The organism is Streptomyces hygroscopicus subsp. hygroscopicus, from assembly GCF_030269125.1.
In the GTDB taxonomy this organism is placed as follows: domain Bacteria; phylum Actinomycetota; class Actinomycetes; order Streptomycetales; family Streptomycetaceae; genus Streptomyces; species Streptomyces hygroscopicus_C.
This window is the reverse complement of record NZ_BSSM01000011.1, coordinates 55,760-76,091: the sequence shown is the minus strand read 5'-3', so window position 1 is coordinate 76,091 and position 20,332 is coordinate 55,760. Positions and strand designations below refer to the sequence as shown.

Genomic DNA, 20,332 nt, shown 5'->3' with positions numbered 1-20,332 from the left:
GTCGGATCGTTCGTCCATAGACCGTGCATCGCCCGTCGCCCCCCTCGCAAGATCTGCAATGTCATCCCCGGCGCCGGTGTTGGCGGCGCTGCCCCTGTCGGGACGATACACCAGTATCGTCACTCAGGGACATAGCTTCTCTACGCTCCGTGACGACCAGCGGCGATGTGGGCACGGGCCGCGTCCGAGAGGTCGCGGAGGGTGCCGGAAACGCCCTAACGCCCGTTCGTTCCCGGGGTGTCCGAGCCCTCCGGATCTGTCCCCGGCGGATCTTCGGGGGCGGTTCCCACCGGGTCCTTCGCGTCCGGTCCCGTCGTCAGGATCACGTTCCGCAGCGGCTCGTGGTTCACGAACCGGGTCAGCTGGTCGACCAGCAGCCGCTTGGCGCGCGGCAGGAAGGCCGAGGAGGGGCCGCCCATGTGCGGGGTGATGAGTACGCCGGGTGCCTTCCAGAGCGGGTGGCCCGGGGGCAGCGGCTCGGGGTCGGTGACGTCCAGGGCGGCGCTGATCCGGCCCCGCTCCACCTCCGCGAGCAGCGCGTTCGTGTCCACGACCGGTCCGCGCGCGACGTTCACCAGGAGGGCGCCGTCCTTCATCCGCGCGAGGAACTCGGAGTCCACCAGACCCCGGGTGGCGTCCGTGAGGGGGGTGGACAGGATCACGACATCGGCTTCCGGAAGCAGAGAGAGCACATCGGCGATCGGATGCACGGGACCGCGCGCCGTGGTGCGCGGGGAGCGCGCGACGCGCGCCACCCGCGCAAGCTCGAAGGGCGTGAGCCGGTCCTCGATGGCGGCGCCGATCGAGCCGTAGCCGACGATGAGCACGTTCTTGTCGGCGAGCGCGGGCCGGAACCCGCTCTGCCAGCGCTCCTGCTGCTGGGCGCGCACGAAGTCCGGGATGCCCCGCAGCGCGGCGAGGGTCAGGGTGAGCGCCAGTTCGGCGGTGCTCGCCTCGTGCACCCCGCGCGCGTTGCACAGCCGGGCGCCGGGCGCGACGGCCGAAAGCCGCGCGGTGATGTCGTCGACGCCGGCCGTGAGCGTCTGGACGACCCGGACCTGGGTCAGGTACTCCAGCGGGCGCACCTTGACCGGCCATCGCTTCATGTACGGCACCACGTACACCACGCACCGCGCGGGGTCGCCCGGAAAGTCCTCGTCGCCACTCTCGCCGCCGTCCCAGAACAGGTACCGGAGCCCCTCGGGCAGCCCCTCGATCTCCTCGGGCGGAAGCGGAAGCCATACGTCTGCGGTCATGGTCAGGAGGCTATGTCAGGTACGCGCGGGCGCAGAGGTTAGGTTGGGGGCCGGCTAAGGGAGGTTCCGGAGCAGGTGGAACGCAGGACGATCGGCGCGGGGGCGCTCGCGGTGGGGGCCGTCGGACTCGGGTGCATGCCGATGAACTGGGCGTACAGCACCTCGCGGCAACGGGGCGACGAATCGGTGAGATGCGTGCACCGGGCGCTGGACCTGGGGTCGGGCCTGCTGGACACCGCGGACATGTACGGCCCCTTCACCAACGAGCTGCTGCTCGGGCGGGTGCTCAGGGAGCGGCGCGCGGAGGCGTTCGTCTCCACGAAGGTCGGACTGCTGGTGGGCGAGCAGCACATCGTGGCCAACGGACGCCCCGGATACGTGAGGCGGGCCTGCGATGCCTCGCTGCGCCGGCTCCAGACCGACGTGATCGACCTCTACCAGCTGCACCGGCCCGACCCCGAGGTGCCCATCGAGGAGACCTGGGGGGCGATGGCCGAGCTGGTGCGCGCCGGGAAGGTGCGCTCGCTGGGCCTGTGCGCCCTGGGGGCGCGCGGCGGCCGGCGCTCCGGCGCGGGGTTGTACGACGGCACGCTGCGCCAGTTGCAGCGGGTGCAGCAGGTATTCCCGGTGGCCGCGGTCCAGGCGGAGCTTTCGGTGTGGTCGCCGGAGGCGCTGCGCACGCTGCTGCCGTGGTGCGAGGCGCGGGGCGTGGGCTTCCTGGCGGCGATGCCGCTGGGCAACGGCTTCCTGACCGGCACGCTCACCCCGGGCGAGGGATTCGAACCGGACGACGTGCGTGCCCGGCACCCCCGCTTCACCGCCGAGATGATGGCGGCCAACCAGCCCATCGTGGCCGGCCTGCGCCGCGTCGCCCGGCGGCACGGTCCGGAGGTCACCCCGGCGCAGGTGGCGCTGGCCTGGGTGCTGTCGCGGGGGCGCCATGTGATCGCGCTGCCGGGCACGAAGCGGGAGCGCTGGGCGGCGGAGAACGCGGCGGCGGCCGATCTGCGGCTGACACCGGCGGACCTGGCGGAGATCGCCCGGCTGCCCGCCGCGCAGGGGTCGTGGGACTGAGGGAGCCTGGAGGGGTCCTGGGACTGGGGGACGCCGGGGAGGGGAAGATCTTCCGTTGGTACACCGCTCCGGAGGGAACATGATCGTGCGACGTCGAGCTGTGTCGGCCGTGGTGGCCGCGGGCGCCCTCCTGCTCACGGCGGGGTGCTCGTCCGGCTCCTCGGGAGTGGGCTTCCCGGGCGAGGGCCCCCGTACGGCGCCCCCGAGCACCGCGCCCGCCGCCCGGACCGGCGAGTCGGCGGCACCGGCCAAGGGCTCGGTGCGGGTGCTGCGCACGGTGGCCGAGGGCCTGAAGTCACCGTGGGGCCTGGCCGTGCTGCCGGGCGGCGATCTGCTGGTCTCCTCGCGCGACGAGGGGACGATCACCCGCGTCGACCCGGACACGGGCCACAAGACCGAACTGGGCACGGTCTCCGGGGTCTCCCCGGCGGGCGAGGGCGGCCTGCTGGGCATCGCGCTGTCCCCGCACTACGCCTCGGACCACATGATCTACGCCTACTTCACCTCCGCCTCGGACAACCGCATCGTCCGCGTGCTGTACGACGACCGGAAACCGGCCGGTGAGCAACTGGGCGCCCCCGACACGGTGTTCAAGGGCATCCCCAAGGGCCTCATCCACAACGGCGGCCGGATCGCCTTCGGCCCCGACGGCATGCTGTACGCGGGCACCGGCGAGAGCGGCCGGCGGAAGCTCGCGCAGAACCGGGACTCCCTCGGCGGCAAGATCCTCCGGCTGACCCCGGACGGCGAACCCGCCCCCGGCAACCCCTTCCCCGACTCACCCGTCTACTCCTACGGCCACCGCAACGTCCAGGGCCTCGCCTGGGACGACCGCCAGCGCCTGTTCGCCTCCGAGTTCGGCCAGGACACCTGGGACGAGCTGAACGCCGTCAAACCCGGCGGCAACTACGGCTGGCCCTCCGTCGAGGGCAGATCCAGCGACCCGCGCTTCCAGAACCCCCTCGCGCAGTGGCACACCGACGACGCCTCCCCCAGCGGCATCGCCTATGTCCACGGCGTCATCTGGATGGCCGCCCTCAAGGGCGAGCGCCTCTGGCGCATCCCGCTCCACGGCACCCGGGCCGCGGCCGCGCCCCAGTCCTTCCTGACGGGTCGGTACGGCCGCCTGCGCACGGTGGCCCCGGCCGGCGACGGCAGACTCTGGCTGATCACGAACAACACGGACGGCCGGGGACATCCGAAGAAGGGGGACGACAGGATCCTGGAGTTGCAGGTGAGCTAGGACCCGCGCCTACGCGCCCCGAGGACCCGCCCCCTCCGCCCCCGTTTCCCCCTCCGGGTCCGGCTCCGGCTCGGCTGGGGCCGGGGCGGCCGGTTCCGGCGTGGACGGTTCCGCGGTGGGCAGGCGTATGACCGCCTTGCCGGAGGTCAGGTCTATCGGACCCCGGCCGGGGTCGCTGTCGCCGACTTGTTCCCGGGTCAGTTCCAGGCGGTTCTGCTCGTCGCGGGTATGTTTGCGGCCAGGTGTGAACAGTTCGCCGAAGGCGTCGAACACGGCTTCTCCCCCTTGCCGGTTGTCCCGGGGCCATTATCCCGCCGCCAGGCGGTCCTGGGCCGTGAACAGGCCGAGCCGGTGGGCCAGGGCGGCCGCCTCACCGCGGCCGGACACCCCGAGCTTGGCCAGGATGTTGGAGACGTGGACGCTCACGGTCTTCGGTGAGATGAACAGTTCCTCGGCTATCCGGCGGTTGGTACGGCCGGCCGCCATCAGGCGCAGGACCTCCCGTTCCCTGGCGGTCAGGCCGAGGGCCGCGGCCGGGTCGCAGGGGGCGGCGGCGCCCTTCGCGGCACCGGGGGTCAGGGCCAGGCGGGCCCGGCGGGCGAGGCGGGTGACGGTGGCCGTGAGGGGGCGGGCGCCTATGTGGGCGGCGACGGCGAAGGACAGGCGGAGGAGTTCCAGCGCGCGGTCGCGGTCCTCCGTGCCGCCCCCCGTCAGCAGCGCCCCCGCCAGGCGGAGGCGGACCCGGGCGAGGTCGTAGGGGCGGTCCAGGCCCTCGAAGGCGGTGACCACCGGGGCCCAGGTGTCCGCGGTGTCCCGGCCGTCCGCTCGGCGCAGTTCCGCCCGGGTCCACTGGTCGTAGGCGTCCCACAGGGGCGCCCCGGTGGTCAGGGTGCGCGCGGTCTCGGCGAGCCGGGCGAGGATCTCGGCCCGGCCCGACCGGGCGGTGGGCAGGGTGCGGGTGTCGGCTTCGGCGGTGGCGGCGGCGCGGAGCAGCGGCCAGCCGTGGCGGTGCGCGCCGGTGGGGAGGCCGCGGTCCAGGGCCCGGCGCAGTTCGGCGCGGGCGTCGGCGAGGCGGCCCTGTCCCGCGGCGACCCCGAGGGCGACACGGGCCAGCGGCAGGGACTGGTGGGGCATGCGGCCGTGGGAGTCGACGTGGGCGCGCGCGGTGGCCAGTCGCCGGGCCGCCTCGGCGAGGTCTCCGTGGGCCAGGGCGAGGTGGGCCAGCTTCAGGGCGCCCGCGGCACGGGGCTCGGCGCCCTGGCCGAGCCGGGTGGCGTGCCCGGCGGCCTCGGCGGCGCCCGGCCACTGCCCGAGTGCGTACAGCGTCTCGGCCAGCCCGGCCCACATCCATGCCTCCGGCTCCGGCAGTCCGTGCCCGGGGGTGAGCGCGTCGTGCAGCACGGCCAGCTCCGCGGCGCGGCCGGCGAACACGGGACTGACGGATCCGATCTCCACGCCGCCGAGCATCGCACGGGGCGCGGAGACCGGGTCGCCGGTTTTCCACAGGCTCGGTGTGATCGTCGTATCGGCCACATGGCAACTCGTACCGGCCACGGAAGCGCTCGGACCGGCGGCGAGACCGCTCGGACCCGACGCACGAGGAGTCGTGCCGACGGCGCGAGACGCCGTGCCCACGGCGGGAAGTGTCGTACCCATGGCGCACTCACCCGGTGCGCGGCGGCCGGTGCCACCGGGGCGGGGTCCCGTGCGGTCCGCCGCCCCTGTCCGATCCACCGGGGCCCCACGCCCGTGCCGTGCGGCGGGCGAGGTGGCGGGTCCGGGCCACCTCGCGGCACGGGCGGTGGGGGACGGCCGCCGGCAGCGACCGGTCGGCGGGCGCCGGGGCCCGGTCCGAGGAATCGGTCACGACGGTCCCTTCGCGGAAAGGCGGTGCGGGGTCTCGCTCGCCGCGAGGCCCCGCGTGACCCCTCCACCTTCCGCTCCGGGCCGGGCGCGCCGCATCGGGAAGGTTCCGCATCTTCGGGCGTCCGACGGGCCGCGACGCCCGCGTAAGGAGCCTCAGAAACCGTGCCTGGCACGTGTGAGGGACCTCAGGGAACCCATGGCATGTGCACGGATTCGCTGAGGTCCCTGGGCGCTCTGAGGTCCCTGGACGCCGGGGCCTCCTGTCGGTTCAGCCCGTCGAGGGCAGCGCCAGCAGCGCGTCCGAGTACTTCAGGATGGCCAGCAGCAGCCCGATGACGCCGAGCGAGACGCCCGCCCAGGCCACCGACTTGATCCAGGACGCCTGCGGGCGGCCGGGGGTGCCGAAGGCGGGGCGGGCGAGGACGACCACGCCGGTGACCAGCGCCACCAGGGCGAAGAAGCCGGCCCACAGCGCGGTGGTGTGCCAGGCGTCGCCGTAGACCGCCTTGATCTGCGTGCCGACACCCGCCGTGGAGGACGTCCGCAGCTGGCCGATGAGCTGCTGGCGGGCGCCCGCGACGGAGCCGACCCACCCACCGCTGAGCGAGACGAGGCCCAGCGCGGCGGAGACGACGGCGCCGGCGCCCTGGCCGACCCCGGAGGGCGTCCCGGCGCCCTCGGTACCGCCCTCCGGACCGTCCGCCGCCTCTTCGGCGACCGCGCCGTCGGCCGCCTCCTCAGCACCCCCGGCGACCGCGCCCCCGGCCGCCACGCCTCCGGCCGGGGCCTCCGCCTTCCCCGGGGCCTCCGCCTTCCCCGCGGTCCCGGCCCCCTCCGTCGTCTCGTCGTCGTGCCGCGCCGCCGTGGTGTCGGCCGCGGTGTCTTCCGATGTCTTCGTTGCCATGGCGGCAACCGTACGGACACCGTCTGAGAGGGCGCTTAATGATCGTCAGCGGGCGTGTTGCCCGTCACCCGAACGGGCCGTACGCCATTCGGGTGCCAGCACCGACCAGATCTCGGTGCTGGTGCGCTCGCCGTGGCGCGGGTAGTTCTCGCGCAGGACACCCTCGCGGGTCATGCCGAGCCGCCGGGCCACGTTGATGCTGGGCTGGTTGGCGGTGGACACCCGCCACTCGACGCGGTGCATACCGCGCTCCTCGAACGCCCAGTCGAGCAGGACCCGCATGCCCCGGGTGACCAGCCCGCGCCCGGCCGCCGCGGGCTCCAGCCAGCAGCCGGCCTCGCACACCCCGCTCGGGGTGTCCCAGTCGCGGAAGAGCAGCGCCCCGACGAGCTTGCCGTCCAGCCAGATGCCGTGCAGCGCGCCGCCGTCGACGGCGCGCCGGTCGGCGTAGCCCTTCACCCAGGCGCGGGCGCTGTCCAGGTCGGTCACCAGATCCGCCAGCCCGACGTGCCGGCCGATGAACTCGCGTCCGCGGTCGACGGACGCGAGTACCTCCTCGGCGTGCCAGACCTCCAGCGGGCGCAGTTCGGCGCCGTCGTCACCCAGGGATATCGCGTACATCGCGCTGTGCTTCCTTCTCCGGTTCGTGCGTCCGGTCCCGGTCGGGTCGGGCGGCCGGGACTCGTCCGAGCCTCTCATGCGCGGCGCGGCACTCCGGCGGCTCGATGCTGATGCGCGGCAGGCGGCGTTCCAGCCAGCCGGGCAGCCACCAGTTGGCGGCGCCGAGCAGATGCATCAGGGCGGGCACCAGGAGGGTGCGCAGCACGAAGGCGTCCAGGGCGACGGCGGCGGCGAGCGCGATGCCGAACATGGCGATCACGCGGTCGCCGCTGAGCACGAAGGCGAGGAACACCGAAATCATGATCACGGCCGCGGAGTTGATCACGCGGCTGGTCTCGGCGAGGCCCACACGGACGGCGCGCCGGTTGTCGCCGGTCGCCAGCCACTCCTCGTACATCCGGCTGACCAGGAAGACCTGGTAGTCCATGGACAGCCCGAAGAGCACCGAGACCATGATCACGGGCAGGAAGGGCTCGATGGGGCCCGCGCGGCCGAGGCCGAGGAGTTCGCTGCCCCAGCCCCACTGGAAGATCACGACGACGACGCCGAACGCGGCGGCCACGGCGGCGACGTTCATCACGGCGGCCTTGATCGGTATGCCGAGCGACCGGAAGGCGACGAGCAGCAGCAGACAGCCGAGTCCGATGACGGTGCCGACGAACAAAGGCAGTTTGCCGACGATCACATCGGAGAAGTCGTCGTACCCGGCGGTCACCCCGCCGACCTGGATGTCGAGGGAGGTGCCGTGTTCCGCGCGGGGCAGCACGCTCCCGCGCAGCCGGTCCACCAGGGCGCTGGTGGCCTGCGACTGGGGCGCCGAGTCGGGGACGACGGTGAGGTAGGCGGTCTCGCCGCCGGTGGCGTAGGCGGCCGGGGTGACGGAGGCGACGCCGGGAGTGGCGCGCAGGGTGGCGTCGAGGTTGTCGAGGGCGAGCCGGTCGGCGGCGTCGCCCACCTGGGCGACCAGGGTCAGCGGGCCGTTGACGCCTGGTCCGAAGCCGTCGGCGAGCAGGTCGTATGCCTTGCGGGTGGTGGAGGTGCGGGGGTCGTTGCCCTGGTCGGAGGTGCCGAGGTGGAGCGAGAGGGTGGGCAGGGCGAGCAGCGCGATCACGGCGACGGCGAGCGAGCCGAGCAGTTTGGGGCGCCGCTCCAGGAGCGCGGACCAGCGGGCGGCGAGGCCGGTGGGCACCTCGGGGTGCGGGCCCTGCTCGGCGAGCCGGCGGCGTTCGCGGCGGCTGAGGGCGCGCGGGCCGATGTACGACAGCAGGGCGGGCAGCAGGGTGACGGAGGCGGCGACGGTGAGGACGACGGTCAGAGCGGCGGCCACGGCCACGCCGTTGAGGAAGCTCAGTCTGAGGATCAGCATCCCGAGCAGGGCGATGCACACCGTCGCGCCCGCGAAGACGACGGCGCGTCCGGTGGTCGTCACGGCGCTCACGGCGGCCTCGGTGACGGCCAGGCCGCGCTTCAGTCCCCGCCGGTGCCTGGTGACGATGAACAGCGCGTAGTCGATGCCGACGCCGAGGCCGATGAGCATGCCGAGCATGGGCGCGAAGTCGGCGACCGTCATGGCGTGGCCGAGCAGTCCGATGCCGGCGTGCGCGGTGCCGACGCCGATCAGGGCCGTGGCGATGGGCAGCAGGGAGGCGGCGAGGGAGCCGAAGGCGAGGAAGAGGACGACGGCGGCGACGAGGACGCCGACCACCTCGGCGGTGTGGTCGCTCGGCGCCTCGGTGATCCCGATCGCGCTGCCGCCCAGTTCCACCTGGAGCCCGTCGCCCTCCGCGGCCTTCGCGGCGCCCACGACGGCCTCGGCCTCGCTCTTGCCGATGTCCTCGGCATGCTGCCGGAAGGTGACGGTGGCGTAGGCGGTGTGGCCGTCGGCGCTGATCTGCCGGGCGCCCTGGCCGCCGTAGGGGCCGTCCACGGAGGCGACCCCGGGCAGGGCCGCGATCCGGTCGAGTGCGCCGGTCATGCTCTGTTCGACGTCGGCGGCGCGCACGGTGCCCTTGGTGGTGTGCCAGACGACGGTGTCGCTGTCGCCGGCGAGCCCCGGGAAGCCCGCCTGGAGCAGCTGGGCGGCGCGACCGGACTCGGTGCCGGGGACCGAGTAGTCGTTCGAGTACGACGTGCCGGCGACGGAGGCGGCCGCGGTGACCCCGCCGAAGGCACACAGCCACAGCAGGACGACGACCAGTCGGTTCCGGACGCACCAGCGCGCGAGTGCTGCCACGGACGTGCTCCCAAGGACGATTTGTGGATCTTTGACAGGGATCGATCGTCCATGAACGGAACAGCCCGCAAAGAACGCATGAGTAATCCCTGGACACTCTTGCAGGCAAAAGAGATCCTTTGCCGCGTTCGTGGGCTTACTCACAACAGGAGGGGAGAACGCCGTGGGGGGACGCGCCGGTGCGGCGCGTCCCCCCACGGGTCGACGGTGGCTCAGCCCTCGTCTCAGCCCTCGCTGACGCCGAGCTTCTCCAGGATCAGCTCCTTGACGCGGGCCGCGTCGGCCTGGCCGCGGGTGGCCTTCATCACCGCGCCGACCAGGGCACCGGCCGCGGCCACCTTGCCACCGCGGATCTTGTCCGCGATGCCGGGGTTGCCGGCGATGGCCTCGTCCACGGCCGTGCCGAGCGCCGAGTCGTCGGAGACGACCTTCAGGCCGCGCTTGTCGACGACCTCGTCCGGGGTGCCCTCGCCCGCGAGGACGCCCTCGATGACCTGGCGGGCCAGCTTGTCGTTCAGATCGCCCTTCGCGACCAGCTCGGCGACCCGGGCCACCTGCTGCGGGGTGATCGCCAGCTCGTCCAGGGACGTGCCGGACTCGTTGGCGCTGCGCGCCAGTTCGCCCATCCACCACTTGCGGGCGGAGGCCGCGTCGGCCCCGGCCTCGATGGTGGCCACGATCGGGTCCAGCGCACCGGCGTTCAGGATCGCCTGCATCTCGGTGGCGGAGATGCCCCACTCGGCGAGCAGCCGGGTACGGCGCACCAGCGGCAGCTCGGGCAGCGCGGCGCGGATCTCCTCGACCCACTCGCGCGAGGGCGCGACGGGGACCAGGTCGGGCTCCGGGAAGTACCGGTAGTCCTCGGCCTCCTCCTTCACGCGGCCCGAGGTCGTGGACCCCGTGTCCTCGTGGAAGTGGCGGGTCTCCTGGACGATGGTGCCGCCCGAGGACAGCACGGCCGCGTGCCGCATGATCTCGAAGCGGGCCGCGCGCTCCACCGAGCGCAGGGAGTTGACGTTCTTCGTCTCCGAGCGCGTACCGAACTTGTCGGCGCCCTTGGGCATCAGCGACAGGTTCACGTCGCAGCGCATCTGCCCCATCTCCATGCGGGCCTCGGACACGCCGAGGGCACGGATGACCTCGCGCAGCTCACGGACGTACGCCTTGGCCACCTCGGGGGCGCGCTCGCCCGCGCCCACGATCGGCTTGGTGACGATCTCGATGAGCGGGATGCCGGCGCGGTTGTAGTCCAGCAGGGAGTGGGACGCGCCGTGGATACGGCCGGTGGCGCCGCCGACGTGCGTCGACTTGCCGGTGTCCTCCTCCATGTGGGCGCGCTCGATCTCCACGCGGAAGGTCTCGCCGTCCTCCAGCTGCACGTCGAGGTAGCCGTCGAAGGCGATCGGCTCGTCGTACTGGGAGGTCTGGAAGTTCTTCGGCATGTCCGGATAGAAGTAGTTCTTCCGGGCGAAGCGGCACCATTCGGCGATCGAGCAGTTCAGCGCGAGGCCGATCTTGACGGCGGACTCGACGCCGGTCGCGTTGACGACCGGGAGCGCGCCGGGCAGGCCGAGGCAGACGGGGCAGGTCTGCGCGTTGGGCTCGCCGCCCAGCTCCGTGGAGCAGCCGCAGAACATCTTGGTCTTGGTGCCGAGTTCGACATGGACCTCAAGGCCCATGACGGGGTCGTACGACGCCAGCGCGTCCTCGTACGACACCAGGTCGGTCGTGGTGGTCACGGTGAAAACTTCCCTCTCAGCCCAGCAGGACGTCGTCGTCGCCCAGCCGCTTCAGCTCGCGGTAGAGGATCGCGAGGCCGGTCACGATCGCGACGGCGGAGACCGTGGCGTCGATCAGCCGGAGCGTGTCGTGCTCGGCGCGGGCCTTCTTGATCTGCTTGGTGACACCGATCGCGCCGAACGCGGTGGTGGCCATGGACAGGTACGTACCGGACTTGGACTTCTTGAAGTCCTTGGCCTTGGACAGCTTGCTCACAGCGACGGAGCCTCCTCCAGCAGCGGGTGCCCCCACTTTTCCACGAAGGCGGCCTCGACCGCGGCACCCACCTTGTACAGGCGGTCGTCCTGCATCGCCGGGGCGATGATCTGCAGGCCCACCGGCAGGTTGTCCTCAGGGGCGAGGCCGCAGGGCAGCGACATGGCCGCGTTGCCCGCCAGGTTGGTCGGAATGGTGCACAGGTCCGCGAGGTACATCGCCATCGGGTCGTCGGCGCGCTCGCCGATCGCGAAGGCGGTGGTCGGGGTCGTCGGGGAGACGATCACGTCCACCTGCTCGAACGCCTTCTCGAAGTCGCGCGTGATGAGGGTGCGGACCTTCTGCGCCGAGCCGTAGTAGGCGTCGTAGTAGCCGCTCGACAGGGCGTACGTGCCGAGCATGATGCGGCGCTTGACCTCCGGGCCGAAGCCGGCCTCGCGGGTCAGGGAGGTGACCTCCTCGGCCGAGTGCGAGCCGTCGTCGCCCGTACGCAGGCCGTAGCGCAGGCCGTCGAAGCGGGCGAGGTTGGAGGAGCACTCGGAGGGGGCGATCAGGTAGTACGCCGACAGCGCGAGGTCGAAGGACGGGCAGTCCAGCTCGACGATCTCGGCGCCCAGCTCCTTCAGCAGCTCGACGGACTCGTCGAAGCGCTGGATGACGCCGGCCTGGTAGCCCTCGCCGCGGAACTGCTTGACGACGCCCACGCGCATGCCCTGGACGCTGCCGTTGCGGGCGGCCTCGACCACCGGCGGGACCGGGGCGTCGATGGAGGTGGAGTCCATCGGGTCGTGGCCGGCGATGACCTCGTGCAGCAGGGCCGCGTCCAGGACCGTGCGGGCGCAGGGGCCGCCCTGGTCGAGGGAGGAGGAGAAGGCGACCATGCCGAAGCGGGAGACCGCGCCGTACGTCGGCTTCACACCCACGGTGCCGGTGACGGCGGCCGGCTGGCGGATGGAGCCGCCGGTGTCGGTGCCGATGGCGAGCGGCGCCTGGAAGGAGGCGAGCGCGGCGGAGGAACCGCCGCCGGAGCCGCCGGGGATCTTGGTGAGGTCCCAGGGGTTGCCGGTCGGGCCGTAGGCGCTGTTCTCGGTGGAGGACCCCATGGCGAACTCGTCCATGTTGGTCTTGCCGAGGATGACGACATCGGCGGCCTTGAGGCGCTTGGTGAGCGTCGCGTCGTACGGCGGGATCCAGCCTTCGAGGATCTTCGAGCCGACGGTCGTGGGCACGCCCTCGGTGGTGAAGATGTCCTTGAGCGCGAGCGGGACGCCGGCCAGCGGGCCGAGCTTCTCGCCGCGGGCCCGCTTCTCGTCCACGGCGCGGGCCTGGGCGAGGGCGCCCTCGCGGTCGACGTACAGGAAGGCGTGCACCTTCTCGTCGACGGCCTCGATGCGGGCGAGGTGGGCCTCGGTGACCTCGACGGCCGTCAGCTCGCCCGAGGCGATCTTCTCGGCGGTCTGCGCGGCCGTGAGCTTGATGATGTTGTCCGTCATGGTGGTCACTCCTCCCCCAGGATCTGCGGCACCTTGAAACGCTGCTGCTCCTGGGCGGGGGCGCCGGAGAGCGCCTGCTCGGGGGTGAGCGAGGGACGGACCTCGTCCGCCCGCATGACGTTCGTCAGCGGGAGCGGGTGCGAGGTCGGCGGTACGTCTTGGTCGGCGACCTCGCTGACGCGGGCGACCGCGCCGATGATGTCGTCGAGCTGGCCCGCGAAGTGGTCGAGTTCTTCGGGCTTCAGCTCCAGACGCGCCAGCCGGGCGAGGTGGGCGACCTCCTCGCGCGTGATGCCAGGCATGCAGCGATCCTCTGGGGTGAGTGTGTGTGGTTTGGAGCCAATCCTATGGGTCGGGGCGGGGTGGCCGTTAAACGGTTTCTCTCCGGGGGCGCGCGCTCAGCGGTGCCGGGCGTCCCAGACGGCACTCTGCAGGAAGTGATTGTCGTACCGCTCCTGCACCTCCAGCAGACTCTCGGGGGTGAGCTCGCCGAGGCGGATGCGCTGGAGATGGCGGAAGTACTCGAAGCGCTCGACGCCCGGGACGATGACGACCAGGAGGTCCGCGGTGGCGCCGGGGACGGCGGCGAAGGCGTGCGGGCGATCCGGCGGCACGACGATCAGGTCGCCGCGCTCGGCGGTGACCACGTCGTCGCCGGAGAGCACCTCGGCGGCGCCGTCCAGCAGGTAGAACATCTCGGCGGAACGGTGGTGCACGTGCGGGCGGGCGCCGTCGGCACCCGCCGCGAGGGTGATGCGCACGCTGGACAGGGCACCGCCGGTGGCGCTGCTGTCCGCCAGCAGCCGCACGGCGACGGGGTCCCCGCCGACCACCTCGGCCCCGGCCTCCCGCACCAGCGCGGTGTCCTCGAACCTCGGCACGAACAGCGACATCTGCGTCTCCTTACGGTGCGGTGCGGTCAGGCCGCGAAGAGCAGCGCGGCGCTGACGAGGACAACGCCCGCGGTGGCGAGGTGAATTCCGAACGCGACGGCCCTCGGCCCGCCGTGGCGCGGGACTACCAGGGTGTCGAGGAGCGGGACGAGGGCCACGCAGGCCATGAACCACGCCTCGGCCCGCGCGCCGACGAGCGCGAGCAGGACGCGGCCGAGGACGCCGAAGGTGCCGTCCCTGAGGCCCTTGACCGACAGGTGGGCGCCGGCGTCGCCGCCGGGGTCGGCGGGGACGCCGTAGCCGGCGGCGGCCGGGGCGGGCTGGAACCGGAAGCGGTGGGCGAGGAATCCGGGGCATGACGATCCGGACGCGCCGGGGGCGCGAACGAGCCGAGCGCGGGGGGCTGATCGTGACGGCCGCTCGGGAGCCGGCCGAGGCGGAGGGCCGGGACGCGGTGACCACGCGCCGGCCGGCCGCCGAGATCGAGTACAGCCAGCCGGTCCTCCACAGCCACTTCAAGGGCAAGGACGCGATCATGGCGGCGGTCGCGGTCGACGGCTGCGCGGACAGGGCGCGGGAGCTACGGCAGGCCCGCGCGAGCGCGCGGGGCACGCGTGAGTCCCTCCTGGCGGTCGCCCGGACCCACACCTCGTTCGCCCGGCGCCGCCCGGCCCTCTACGACGCGATGTTCACCCATCCGGTGGACCTCCCCTTCGCCACCCCGCAGGCCCCGCCCCCGCTCCAGGAGGCATTCGGCGAACTGCCGGCGGTGGTCGCGCCGACCACGACGGCTGACGGGGACCTTCCGGGCGGCCCTGCACGGCCTGGCGACGCCGATGCGCAGCGGACGGCTGCCGGAGGGGGCTCACGAGAGGCGCCCCGGGCTGCTGGTGGACCGGTTCGCGGGGACGCGGGGCGCGGCCTGAGCCGGTGCGGGGCGTCCCTACGGCTGCCCGCGGTCGCCGACGGCGGTCACCTCTCCGTCGGCGGTCGCGGGCGAGCGCGTGGGCGCCCCCGGGCCGCCCCGGCGGAAGCGGAGCCACGACGTCGTCTCCTCCGCCGGCATCGCCGCCGCGACCAGCCAGCCCTGCACCGCGTCACAGCCGAGGTCCCGCAGCCGCTCCCAGGTCTCGTCGTCCTCCACGCCCTCCGCGACGACCAGCAGCCCCAGCGAGTGCGCGAGGTCGACGGTGCAGCGCACGATCTCCGCGTCCTCCGCGTCCACGGCCAGCCGGGCCACGAACGACCGGTCGATCTTCAGCTCGCTGACCGGCAGCCGCCGCAGGTGCACCAGGGAGGAGTAGCCGGTGCCGAAGTCGTCCAGGGACATCTTCACGCCGTGCCCGGTCAACGCCGCGAGCGTGTCCGCGGCCCGCTGCGGGTCCTCCAGCAGCACGTGCTCGGTGATCTCCAGTTGCAGCGCGCCCGCCGGCACCCCGTGCCGCGCCAGCCGTGCCGCGACCGACCCCGCGAAGCCCGGGGTGTGCACATCGCGCGGCGAGACGTTGACCGCGACCGGTACCCGGATGCCCTGGGACCGCCACCGCGCGACCTGTTCGAGCGCGGTCTCCAGTACGTACTCGGTGAGGTGGGGCATCAGCCCGGAGGACTCGGCGATCGCGATGAACTCGTCCGGCGGCACCTTCCCGCGCTCGGGATGCACCCACCGCACCAGCGCCTCGAGACCGGCCACCTGACCGTCGAAGCGCACCTTGGGCTGGTAGTGCAACTGCACCTCGTGCGCGTCCAGCGCCCGGCGCAGATCACCGAGCAGCCCGAGCCGGTCCGGGGTGTTGGAGTCCCGCTTGGACTCGTACACCTCGACGCCCGTACGGTCCCGCTTCGCCTGGTACATGGCCACGTCGGCGCGCCGCAGGAGCCCCTCCGCGTCCTTCGCGTGGTCCGGGAAGACGGCGACCCCGGCGCTGGCCTCCAGCACGAGGGTGAGGCCGTCGAGGTCGAGGGGGGAACTCAGCGCGGTGACGAGACCGCGCGCGACCCGCATCGCCGACGTGGTGGAGTCGACGACGGGCAGTAAGACCGCGAACTCGTCGCCGCCGAGCCGGGCCGCCTCCGCGCCGCGCGGCAGGGCGAGCCGCAGCCGCTCGGCGATCTGCAGCAGCAGCCGGTCACCGGCGAGATGACCGAGGGTGTCGTTGACCGACCGGAAGCGGTCGAGGTCGATCAGCATCAGCGCGGAACGGGCCTCGATGCGATCGGCCTCGTCCAGCGCGGTCCAGATCCGCTCCTGGAGCCACTGCCGGTTGGGCAGCCCGGTCAGCGGGTCCCGCAGCTGCTCCTCGGCGCGGGCGCGGGCCATCCACAGGGCGGAGTCGAGGGCGATGAGAGGGATGGCGAACAGCGGCAGCAGGACCGGCCGGACGTCCGCGACCACGCACAGCAGCGGCGCGATGCCGAGCAGCGCCACGGCCACCAGGCCCTGTCTGACCAGGGCGGGGCGCGGGACGGCGGGCAGTCCGTGCTCGCGCGGCGCGTTCAGGTACCAGAGCAGGCCGCGGCTGACGGCGAGATAGGCGACGGCGGCGAGCACCACCTCGGGCACGGCGGCGAGGCTCCAGCCGTGCGTCCGCCAGGGCTGCTCCACGCTGGGCACCCGGCCGAGGGCGCCGAGCAGCAGGGCGGCCACCGCGATGCCGAGGATGTCCGCCGCGCCGTGCAGCACGCCCTGGCGCCGGCGGTGCCGGCGGGCGATGCCGACCAGGACGACGACGGTGAGGCTGACCAGGCCGGCGGGCACCCAGCCGTAGAGCAGCAGCACGGCGAGGGTGAGCGCGGCGCCCGAGCCGGTGCCGCCCCACCAGCGGGCGCGGCCCAGCATGACGAGGTGGCCGACGATGATCCCGGTCAGCAGGGCCAGGGACCAGCCGACGGTGCCGTACGGGAAGAGGGCGTGCCCGCCGCCGAAGGCGCGGAGGAAGCCGGCGCCCAGGACGAGCGCGGCGGCCGCGGTGACGGCCGTGGGCAGCGCGGGCCAGGGCAGCCGCCGACCGGGCTCCGGATCACCGCCGATGCCGACGCCCGCGCCGACGAGGCCGGGCGCGGGCTCGATGGCGAGCGGAACACGGGTGTGCGGCGGGGCCGCGGGGCCGGCCGCGGCCGGGCGGCCGCGCGGTCGGGTACGACCGCCCTCGCGTACCGGCCTCAGGTTCTCCCGCCAGGCGAGCGCGCGGCGGCGCAGGCGCAGCCGTGAGTCCGGGGCGACGCTCTCGGTCGGTTCCATTCCCGTCCCTCTCACAGCCGGCGGTGCCCACGCCCACGCGGCCCGATGTCCGACACCATCGACGGCTTCGCGCTGAAGAAACCCCTGCCGCGCCCACGGCGGGCAGGGGAATGCCCCCGACCGCCGCCGGGCGCGGCAGGTGCACTACTCAACACTAGGCCGCGCGGGGCTTCCACGGGCACCGGTCGTCGGCGGTTGCCCGAATGCGCCCGGGGCCACCCGTATGCAACTGGTATGCGCCGAACGGGTGGCCTTCAACCGCTACTCCTCGGTCGGAAGCGCGACTTCGGCCGCGGCGTCCGGGCCCTGCTCCAGGAGGACGCCGAATCCGTCCTCGTCGAGCACCGGAACCTTCAATTGCACGGCCTTGTCGTACTTCGATCCCGGGTTGTCGCCCACGACCACGAACGAGGTCTTCTTCGACACCGAACCGGTCACCTTGGCGCCGCGGCTCTGCAACGCCTCCTTGGCGCCGTCCCGGGTGAAGTCCTCCAGCGTGCCGGTGACCACGACGGTGAGCCCCTCCAGCGGACGCGGACCCTCCGCCTCCCCGCTGACCTGGTCCTCCAGCGGGACCCCGGCGGCCTTCCACTTGCGGATGATCTCGCGGTGCCACTCCTCGGTGAACCACTCCTTGACCGCTGCGGCGATGATGGGGCCGACGCCGTCGACGGCCGCCAGTTCCTCCTCCGTGGCCTGTTCGATGCGGTCGACGGAGCGGAACTCGCGGGCGAGGGCCTGGGCGGCGACCGGACCGACGTGCCGGATGGACAGGCCGTTCAGGAAACGGGCGAGCGGACGGGACTTGGCCGCCTCGATGTTCTCCAGCAGCGCGAGAGTGTTCTTCTTCGGCTCGCCCTTCTGGTTGGCGAAGACCGTGACGACCTTCTCCTCGCCGGTCTTGGGGTCGTGCTTGGGCAGACCGCTGTCCGGGTCGAGGACGTAGGCCTTGATGGGCAGCAGCTTCTCCACCGTCAGGTCGAACAGGTCGCCCTCGTCCACCAGCGGCGGGTCGGCCGGCTCCAGGGGGCGGGTGAGCGCGGCGGCGGCCACCTCGCCGAAGTTCTCGATGTCCAGGCACGCGCGGCCCGCGAGGTAGGAGACGCGCTCGCGCAACTGGGCCGGGCAGGTACGGGCGTTGGGGCAGCGGAGGTCGATGTCGCCCTCCTTCATGGGCCGCAGCGGGGTGCCGCACTCGGGGCACTCGCCGGGCATCACGAACTCGCGCTCGGTGCCGTCGCGCAGGTCGACCACCGGGCCGAGGATCTCCGGGATGACGTCGCCGGCCTTGCGGATGACGACCGTGTCGCCGATCAGCACCCCCTTGGCCTTGACGACCTCCTGGTTGTGCAGGGTGGCGAACTCGACCTCGCTGCCCGCGACCGTGACCGGTTCGACCTGGGCGTACGGCGTGACGCGGCCGGTGCGGCCGACGCCCACCTTGATGTCGATGAGCTTGGTGTTGACCTCCTCCGGCGCGTACTTGTAGGCGATGGCCCAGCGCGGGGCGCGCGCGGTGGAGCCGAGGCGGCCCTGGAGGCGGATCTCGTCCAGCTTGATGACGGCGCCGTCGATCTCGTGTTCCACCGAGTGGCGGTTCTCGCCGTCGTAGTGCGCGATGAACCGCCGTACGCCGTCGAGGTCGTCGACCACCCGGTTGTGCGAGGAGGTGGGCAGGCCCCAGGTCTTGAGGAGGTCGTACGCCTGGGAGAGGCGGGTCAGGCCGCTGAAGCCCTCCAGGGCGCCGATGCCGTGCACCACCATGTGCAGGGGGCGGGTGGCGGTGACGCGGGGGTCCTTCTGGCGCAGTGAACCGGCGGCGGCGTTGCGGGGGTTGGCGAAGGGTTTGTCGCCGGCCGCGACGAGGCGTTCGTTCAGTTCGAGGAACTTCTCCATCGGGAAGTAGACCTCGCCGCGGATCTCCACCAGATCGGGGACCTCGTCACCGTGCAGCCGGTCGGGGATGTCGGCGATCGTCCGGACGTTGGGCGTGATGTCCTCGCCGGTGCGGCCGTCGCCGCGGGTCGCGGCACGGGTGAGGCGGCCGTGCTCGTACGTGAGGTTGACGGCGAGGCCGTCGACCTTCAGCTCGCACAGGAAGTGGTACTCCTGGTCGCCGAGTTCGCGGGCGACGCGGTCGGCCCAGGCGGCCAGTTCGTCGTCGTTGAAGGTGTTGTCGAGGGAGAGCATGCGCTGGCGGTGCTCGACCGCGGTGAACTCCGTCTCGTACGACCCCGCCACCTTCTGGGTGGGCGAGTCGGGGGTGCGCAGCTCGGGATACTGCTCCTCCAGGGCCTCCAGGGACTTCAGGAGCTGGTCGAACTCCGCGTCGCTGATGACGGGAGCGTCCTTCACGTAGTACCGGAAGCGGTGCTCCTCGATCTGCTCCGCCAGCTGCGCGTGCCTGTCGCGGGCCTCGGCGGGCACCGCCGTGGTCTCCGCCTGCTTGTCGCCGGCCACCGTGTTGTCCTCCCGTTACTCTGGGTTGTCCGCGAGGGATCTCGCCGCCCGGACGCAGTGGGCGAGCGCCCGGCGCGCGTAGGCGGGGGAAGCGCCCGCGAGGCCGCACGCCGGGGTGAGGGTGACCGCCTCGGCGAGCAGGCCCGGGTTCAGCCCCAGCCTGCGCCACAACGTCCTGACACCCATGACGCTACCGGCAGGGTCTGACAATGGGCCGTCCGTGCCCGGCACGACACCCGTGAACAGGCGGGTGCCGGCCTCGACGGCCTCGCCGATCGCGTCGTCGTCACGCTCGGTGAGGAGCGCGAAGTCGAAGGACACGGCGGCGACACCCGCCCGGCGCAGCAGGGCGAAGGGGACGTCGGGGGCGCAGGAGTGGACGGCGACGGGACCGTCTCCGTGGGCCGCGACCACCTCGCGCAGGGTGTGTTCCACGAGCTGGCGGTCCACGGCGCGGTGGGTGCGGTAGCCGCTGGCGGTACGGACCTGGCCGCGCAGTACGGCGGTGAGGGACGGCTCGTCGAGCTGGAGCACGATCCGGGCGCCGGGGACGCGGCGCCGGACCTCGTCGAGGTGGAGCCTCAGCCCCTCGGCGAGGGAGGCGGCGAGGTCGCGGCACGCCCCGGGGTCGGAGAGGGCGGCCTCGCCGTTCTTCAGCTCCAGGGCGGCGGCGAGCGTCCACGGCCCGACCGCCTGCACCTTGAGGTCGCCCTCGTACCCCTGGGTGAACTCCTCCAGGGCGTCCAGGTCCTCCCCCAGCCAGGCCCGCGCCCGCCGGGTGTCCCTTCCCGGCCGGTCGCCGATCCGCCACCCGCTGGGCTCCACGCGCGCGTACAGCTCGACCAGCATCCCGGCGGTACGGCCGATCATGTCGGCGCCGGGCCCCCGGGCGGGCAGCTCGGGCAGGTACGGGAAGTCCTCGAAGGACCCGGTGACGGTCTTGGCGGCCTCCCGGGCGTCGCCACCGGGCATGGACCCGATCCCGGTGGCCCCGGCGAACCTGAACACGCTGTTTTCGCTCACCAGGGAAGCCTACGGAACCCGTCGGCCCCG

The 20,332-nt window shown here is 73.0% G+C and carries 15 protein-coding genes and 3 pseudogenes; 3 read left to right on the top strand and 15 right to left on the bottom strand.

Annotation, left to right across the window (positions count from 1 at the left end):
- Positions 1-215: 215 nt before the first annotated feature.
- A complete protein-coding gene (locus tag QSK45_RS23705) occupies positions 216-1,256 on the bottom strand; it encodes a 2-hydroxyacid dehydrogenase (RefSeq protein WP_285560078.1) in 1,041 nt (346 codons plus the stop codon).
- Positions 1,257-1,331: 75 nt separating this feature from the next.
- Here QSK45_RS23705 and QSK45_RS23700 point away from each other — a divergent pair, with 75 nt between their 5' ends.
- Both QSK45_RS23700 and QSK45_RS23695 read left to right on the top strand, forming a co-directional pair.
- Positions 1,332-2,330, top strand: coding sequence for an aldo/keto reductase (locus QSK45_RS23700; RefSeq protein ID WP_285560075.1), 999 nt, complete (start codon positions 1,332-1,334; stop codon positions 2,328-2,330).
- Between the two features lie 79 nt (positions 2,331-2,409).
- Positions 2,410-3,573: a PQQ-dependent sugar dehydrogenase gene (locus tag QSK45_RS23695; protein ID WP_285560074.1), complete on the top strand. Its 1,164-nt coding sequence runs from the start codon at positions 2,410-2,412 to the stop codon at positions 3,571-3,573.
- Between the two features lie 9 nt (positions 3,574-3,582).
- Here QSK45_RS23695 and QSK45_RS23690 read toward each other — a convergent pair whose 3' ends face one another.
- The 11 genes and pseudogenes from QSK45_RS23690 to QSK45_RS23640 form a co-directional block, all read right to left on the bottom strand.
- Complete coding sequence (locus tag QSK45_RS23690; protein ID WP_285560073.1) at positions 3,583-3,846, bottom strand: DUF6191 domain-containing protein; 264 nt, start codon at positions 3,844-3,846, stop codon at positions 3,583-3,585.
- A gap of 33 nt (positions 3,847-3,879) precedes the next feature.
- Positions 3,880-4,962 (bottom strand): annotated as a pseudogene (locus QSK45_RS23685) (helix-turn-helix transcriptional regulator); the annotation flags it as partial.
- 745 nt (positions 4,963-5,707) lie between these two features.
- Positions 5,708-6,343 carry a hypothetical protein gene (locus QSK45_RS23680; RefSeq protein ID WP_285560072.1) on the bottom strand — a complete coding sequence of 212 codons (636 nt, stop codon included), beginning with the start codon at positions 6,341-6,343 and terminating at the stop codon, positions 5,708-5,710.
- Between the two features lie 45 nt (positions 6,344-6,388).
- The gene (locus tag QSK45_RS23675) at positions 6,389-6,964 is read right to left on the bottom strand and encodes a GNAT family N-acetyltransferase (protein ID WP_285560071.1); all 576 of its coding nucleotides are present in this window, start codon (positions 6,962-6,964) and stop codon (positions 6,389-6,391) included.
- A complete protein-coding gene (locus QSK45_RS23670) occupies positions 6,942-9,197 on the bottom strand; it encodes an MMPL family transporter (RefSeq protein WP_285560068.1) in 2,256 nt (751 codons plus the stop codon). Before QSK45_RS23670 ends, QSK45_RS23675 begins: the two co-directional genes overlap by 23 nt.
- A 224-nt stretch (positions 9,198-9,421) precedes the next feature.
- Positions 9,422-10,936, bottom strand: a complete 1,515-nt coding sequence (gatB, locus tag QSK45_RS23665; RefSeq protein WP_285560066.1) for an Asp-tRNA(Asn)/Glu-tRNA(Gln) amidotransferase subunit GatB — start codon at positions 10,934-10,936, stop codon at positions 9,422-9,424.
- A gap of 16 nt (positions 10,937-10,952) precedes the next feature.
- Positions 10,953-11,192 carry a hypothetical protein gene (locus tag QSK45_RS23660; RefSeq protein ID WP_053662973.1) on the bottom strand — a complete coding sequence of 80 codons (240 nt, stop codon included), beginning with the start codon at positions 11,190-11,192 and terminating at the stop codon, positions 10,953-10,955.
- Positions 11,189-12,685, bottom strand: a complete 1,497-nt coding sequence (gene gatA / locus QSK45_RS23655; protein ID WP_285560058.1) for an Asp-tRNA(Asn)/Glu-tRNA(Gln) amidotransferase subunit GatA — start codon at positions 12,683-12,685, stop codon at positions 11,189-11,191. Before gatA ends, QSK45_RS23660 begins: the two co-directional genes overlap by 4 nt.
- Positions 12,686-12,690: 5 nt before the next feature.
- Positions 12,691-12,987: an Asp-tRNA(Asn)/Glu-tRNA(Gln) amidotransferase subunit GatC gene (gene gatC, locus QSK45_RS23650; RefSeq protein ID WP_006130840.1), complete on the bottom strand. Its 297-nt coding sequence runs from the start codon at positions 12,985-12,987 to the stop codon at positions 12,691-12,693.
- A gap of 96 nt (positions 12,988-13,083) precedes the next feature.
- Positions 13,084-13,578: a cupin domain-containing protein gene (locus QSK45_RS23645; protein WP_285560056.1), complete on the bottom strand. Its 495-nt coding sequence runs from the start codon at positions 13,576-13,578 to the stop codon at positions 13,084-13,086.
- A 26-nt stretch (positions 13,579-13,604) separates the two neighbouring features.
- Positions 13,605-13,925, bottom strand: a pseudogene (locus tag QSK45_RS23640) (DUF4267 domain-containing protein); the annotation flags it as partial.
- Between the two features lie 8 nt (positions 13,926-13,933).
- On the opposite strand from QSK45_RS23640, the pseudogene QSK45_RS23635 reads away from it, so the two are divergent.
- Positions 13,934-14,504 (top strand): annotated as a pseudogene (locus tag QSK45_RS23635) (TetR/AcrR family transcriptional regulator).
- A 17-nt stretch (positions 14,505-14,521) separates the two neighbouring features.
- Here QSK45_RS23635 and QSK45_RS23630 read toward each other — a convergent pair.
- The 3 genes from QSK45_RS23630 to QSK45_RS23620 all read right to left on the bottom strand — a co-directional run bounded on the left by QSK45_RS23630 (position 14,522) and on the right by QSK45_RS23620 (position 20,302).
- Positions 14,522-16,609 (bottom strand): putative bifunctional diguanylate cyclase/phosphodiesterase, encoded by a 2,088-nt coding sequence (locus QSK45_RS23630; RefSeq protein WP_490993612.1) that lies wholly within the window; start codon positions 16,607-16,609, stop codon positions 14,522-14,524.
- A gap of 471 nt (positions 16,610-17,080) precedes the next feature.
- Entirely contained in the window at positions 17,081-19,279 is a 2,199-nt protein-coding gene (ligA, locus tag QSK45_RS23625; protein ID WP_285560052.1) for an NAD-dependent DNA ligase LigA, read from the bottom strand.
- Between the two features lie 15 nt (positions 19,280-19,294).
- The gene (locus QSK45_RS23620) at positions 19,295-20,302 is read right to left on the bottom strand and encodes a methionine synthase (RefSeq protein ID WP_285560050.1); all 1,008 of its coding nucleotides are present in this window, start codon (positions 20,300-20,302) and stop codon (positions 19,295-19,297) included.
- Positions 20,303-20,332: the final 30 nt, after the last annotated feature.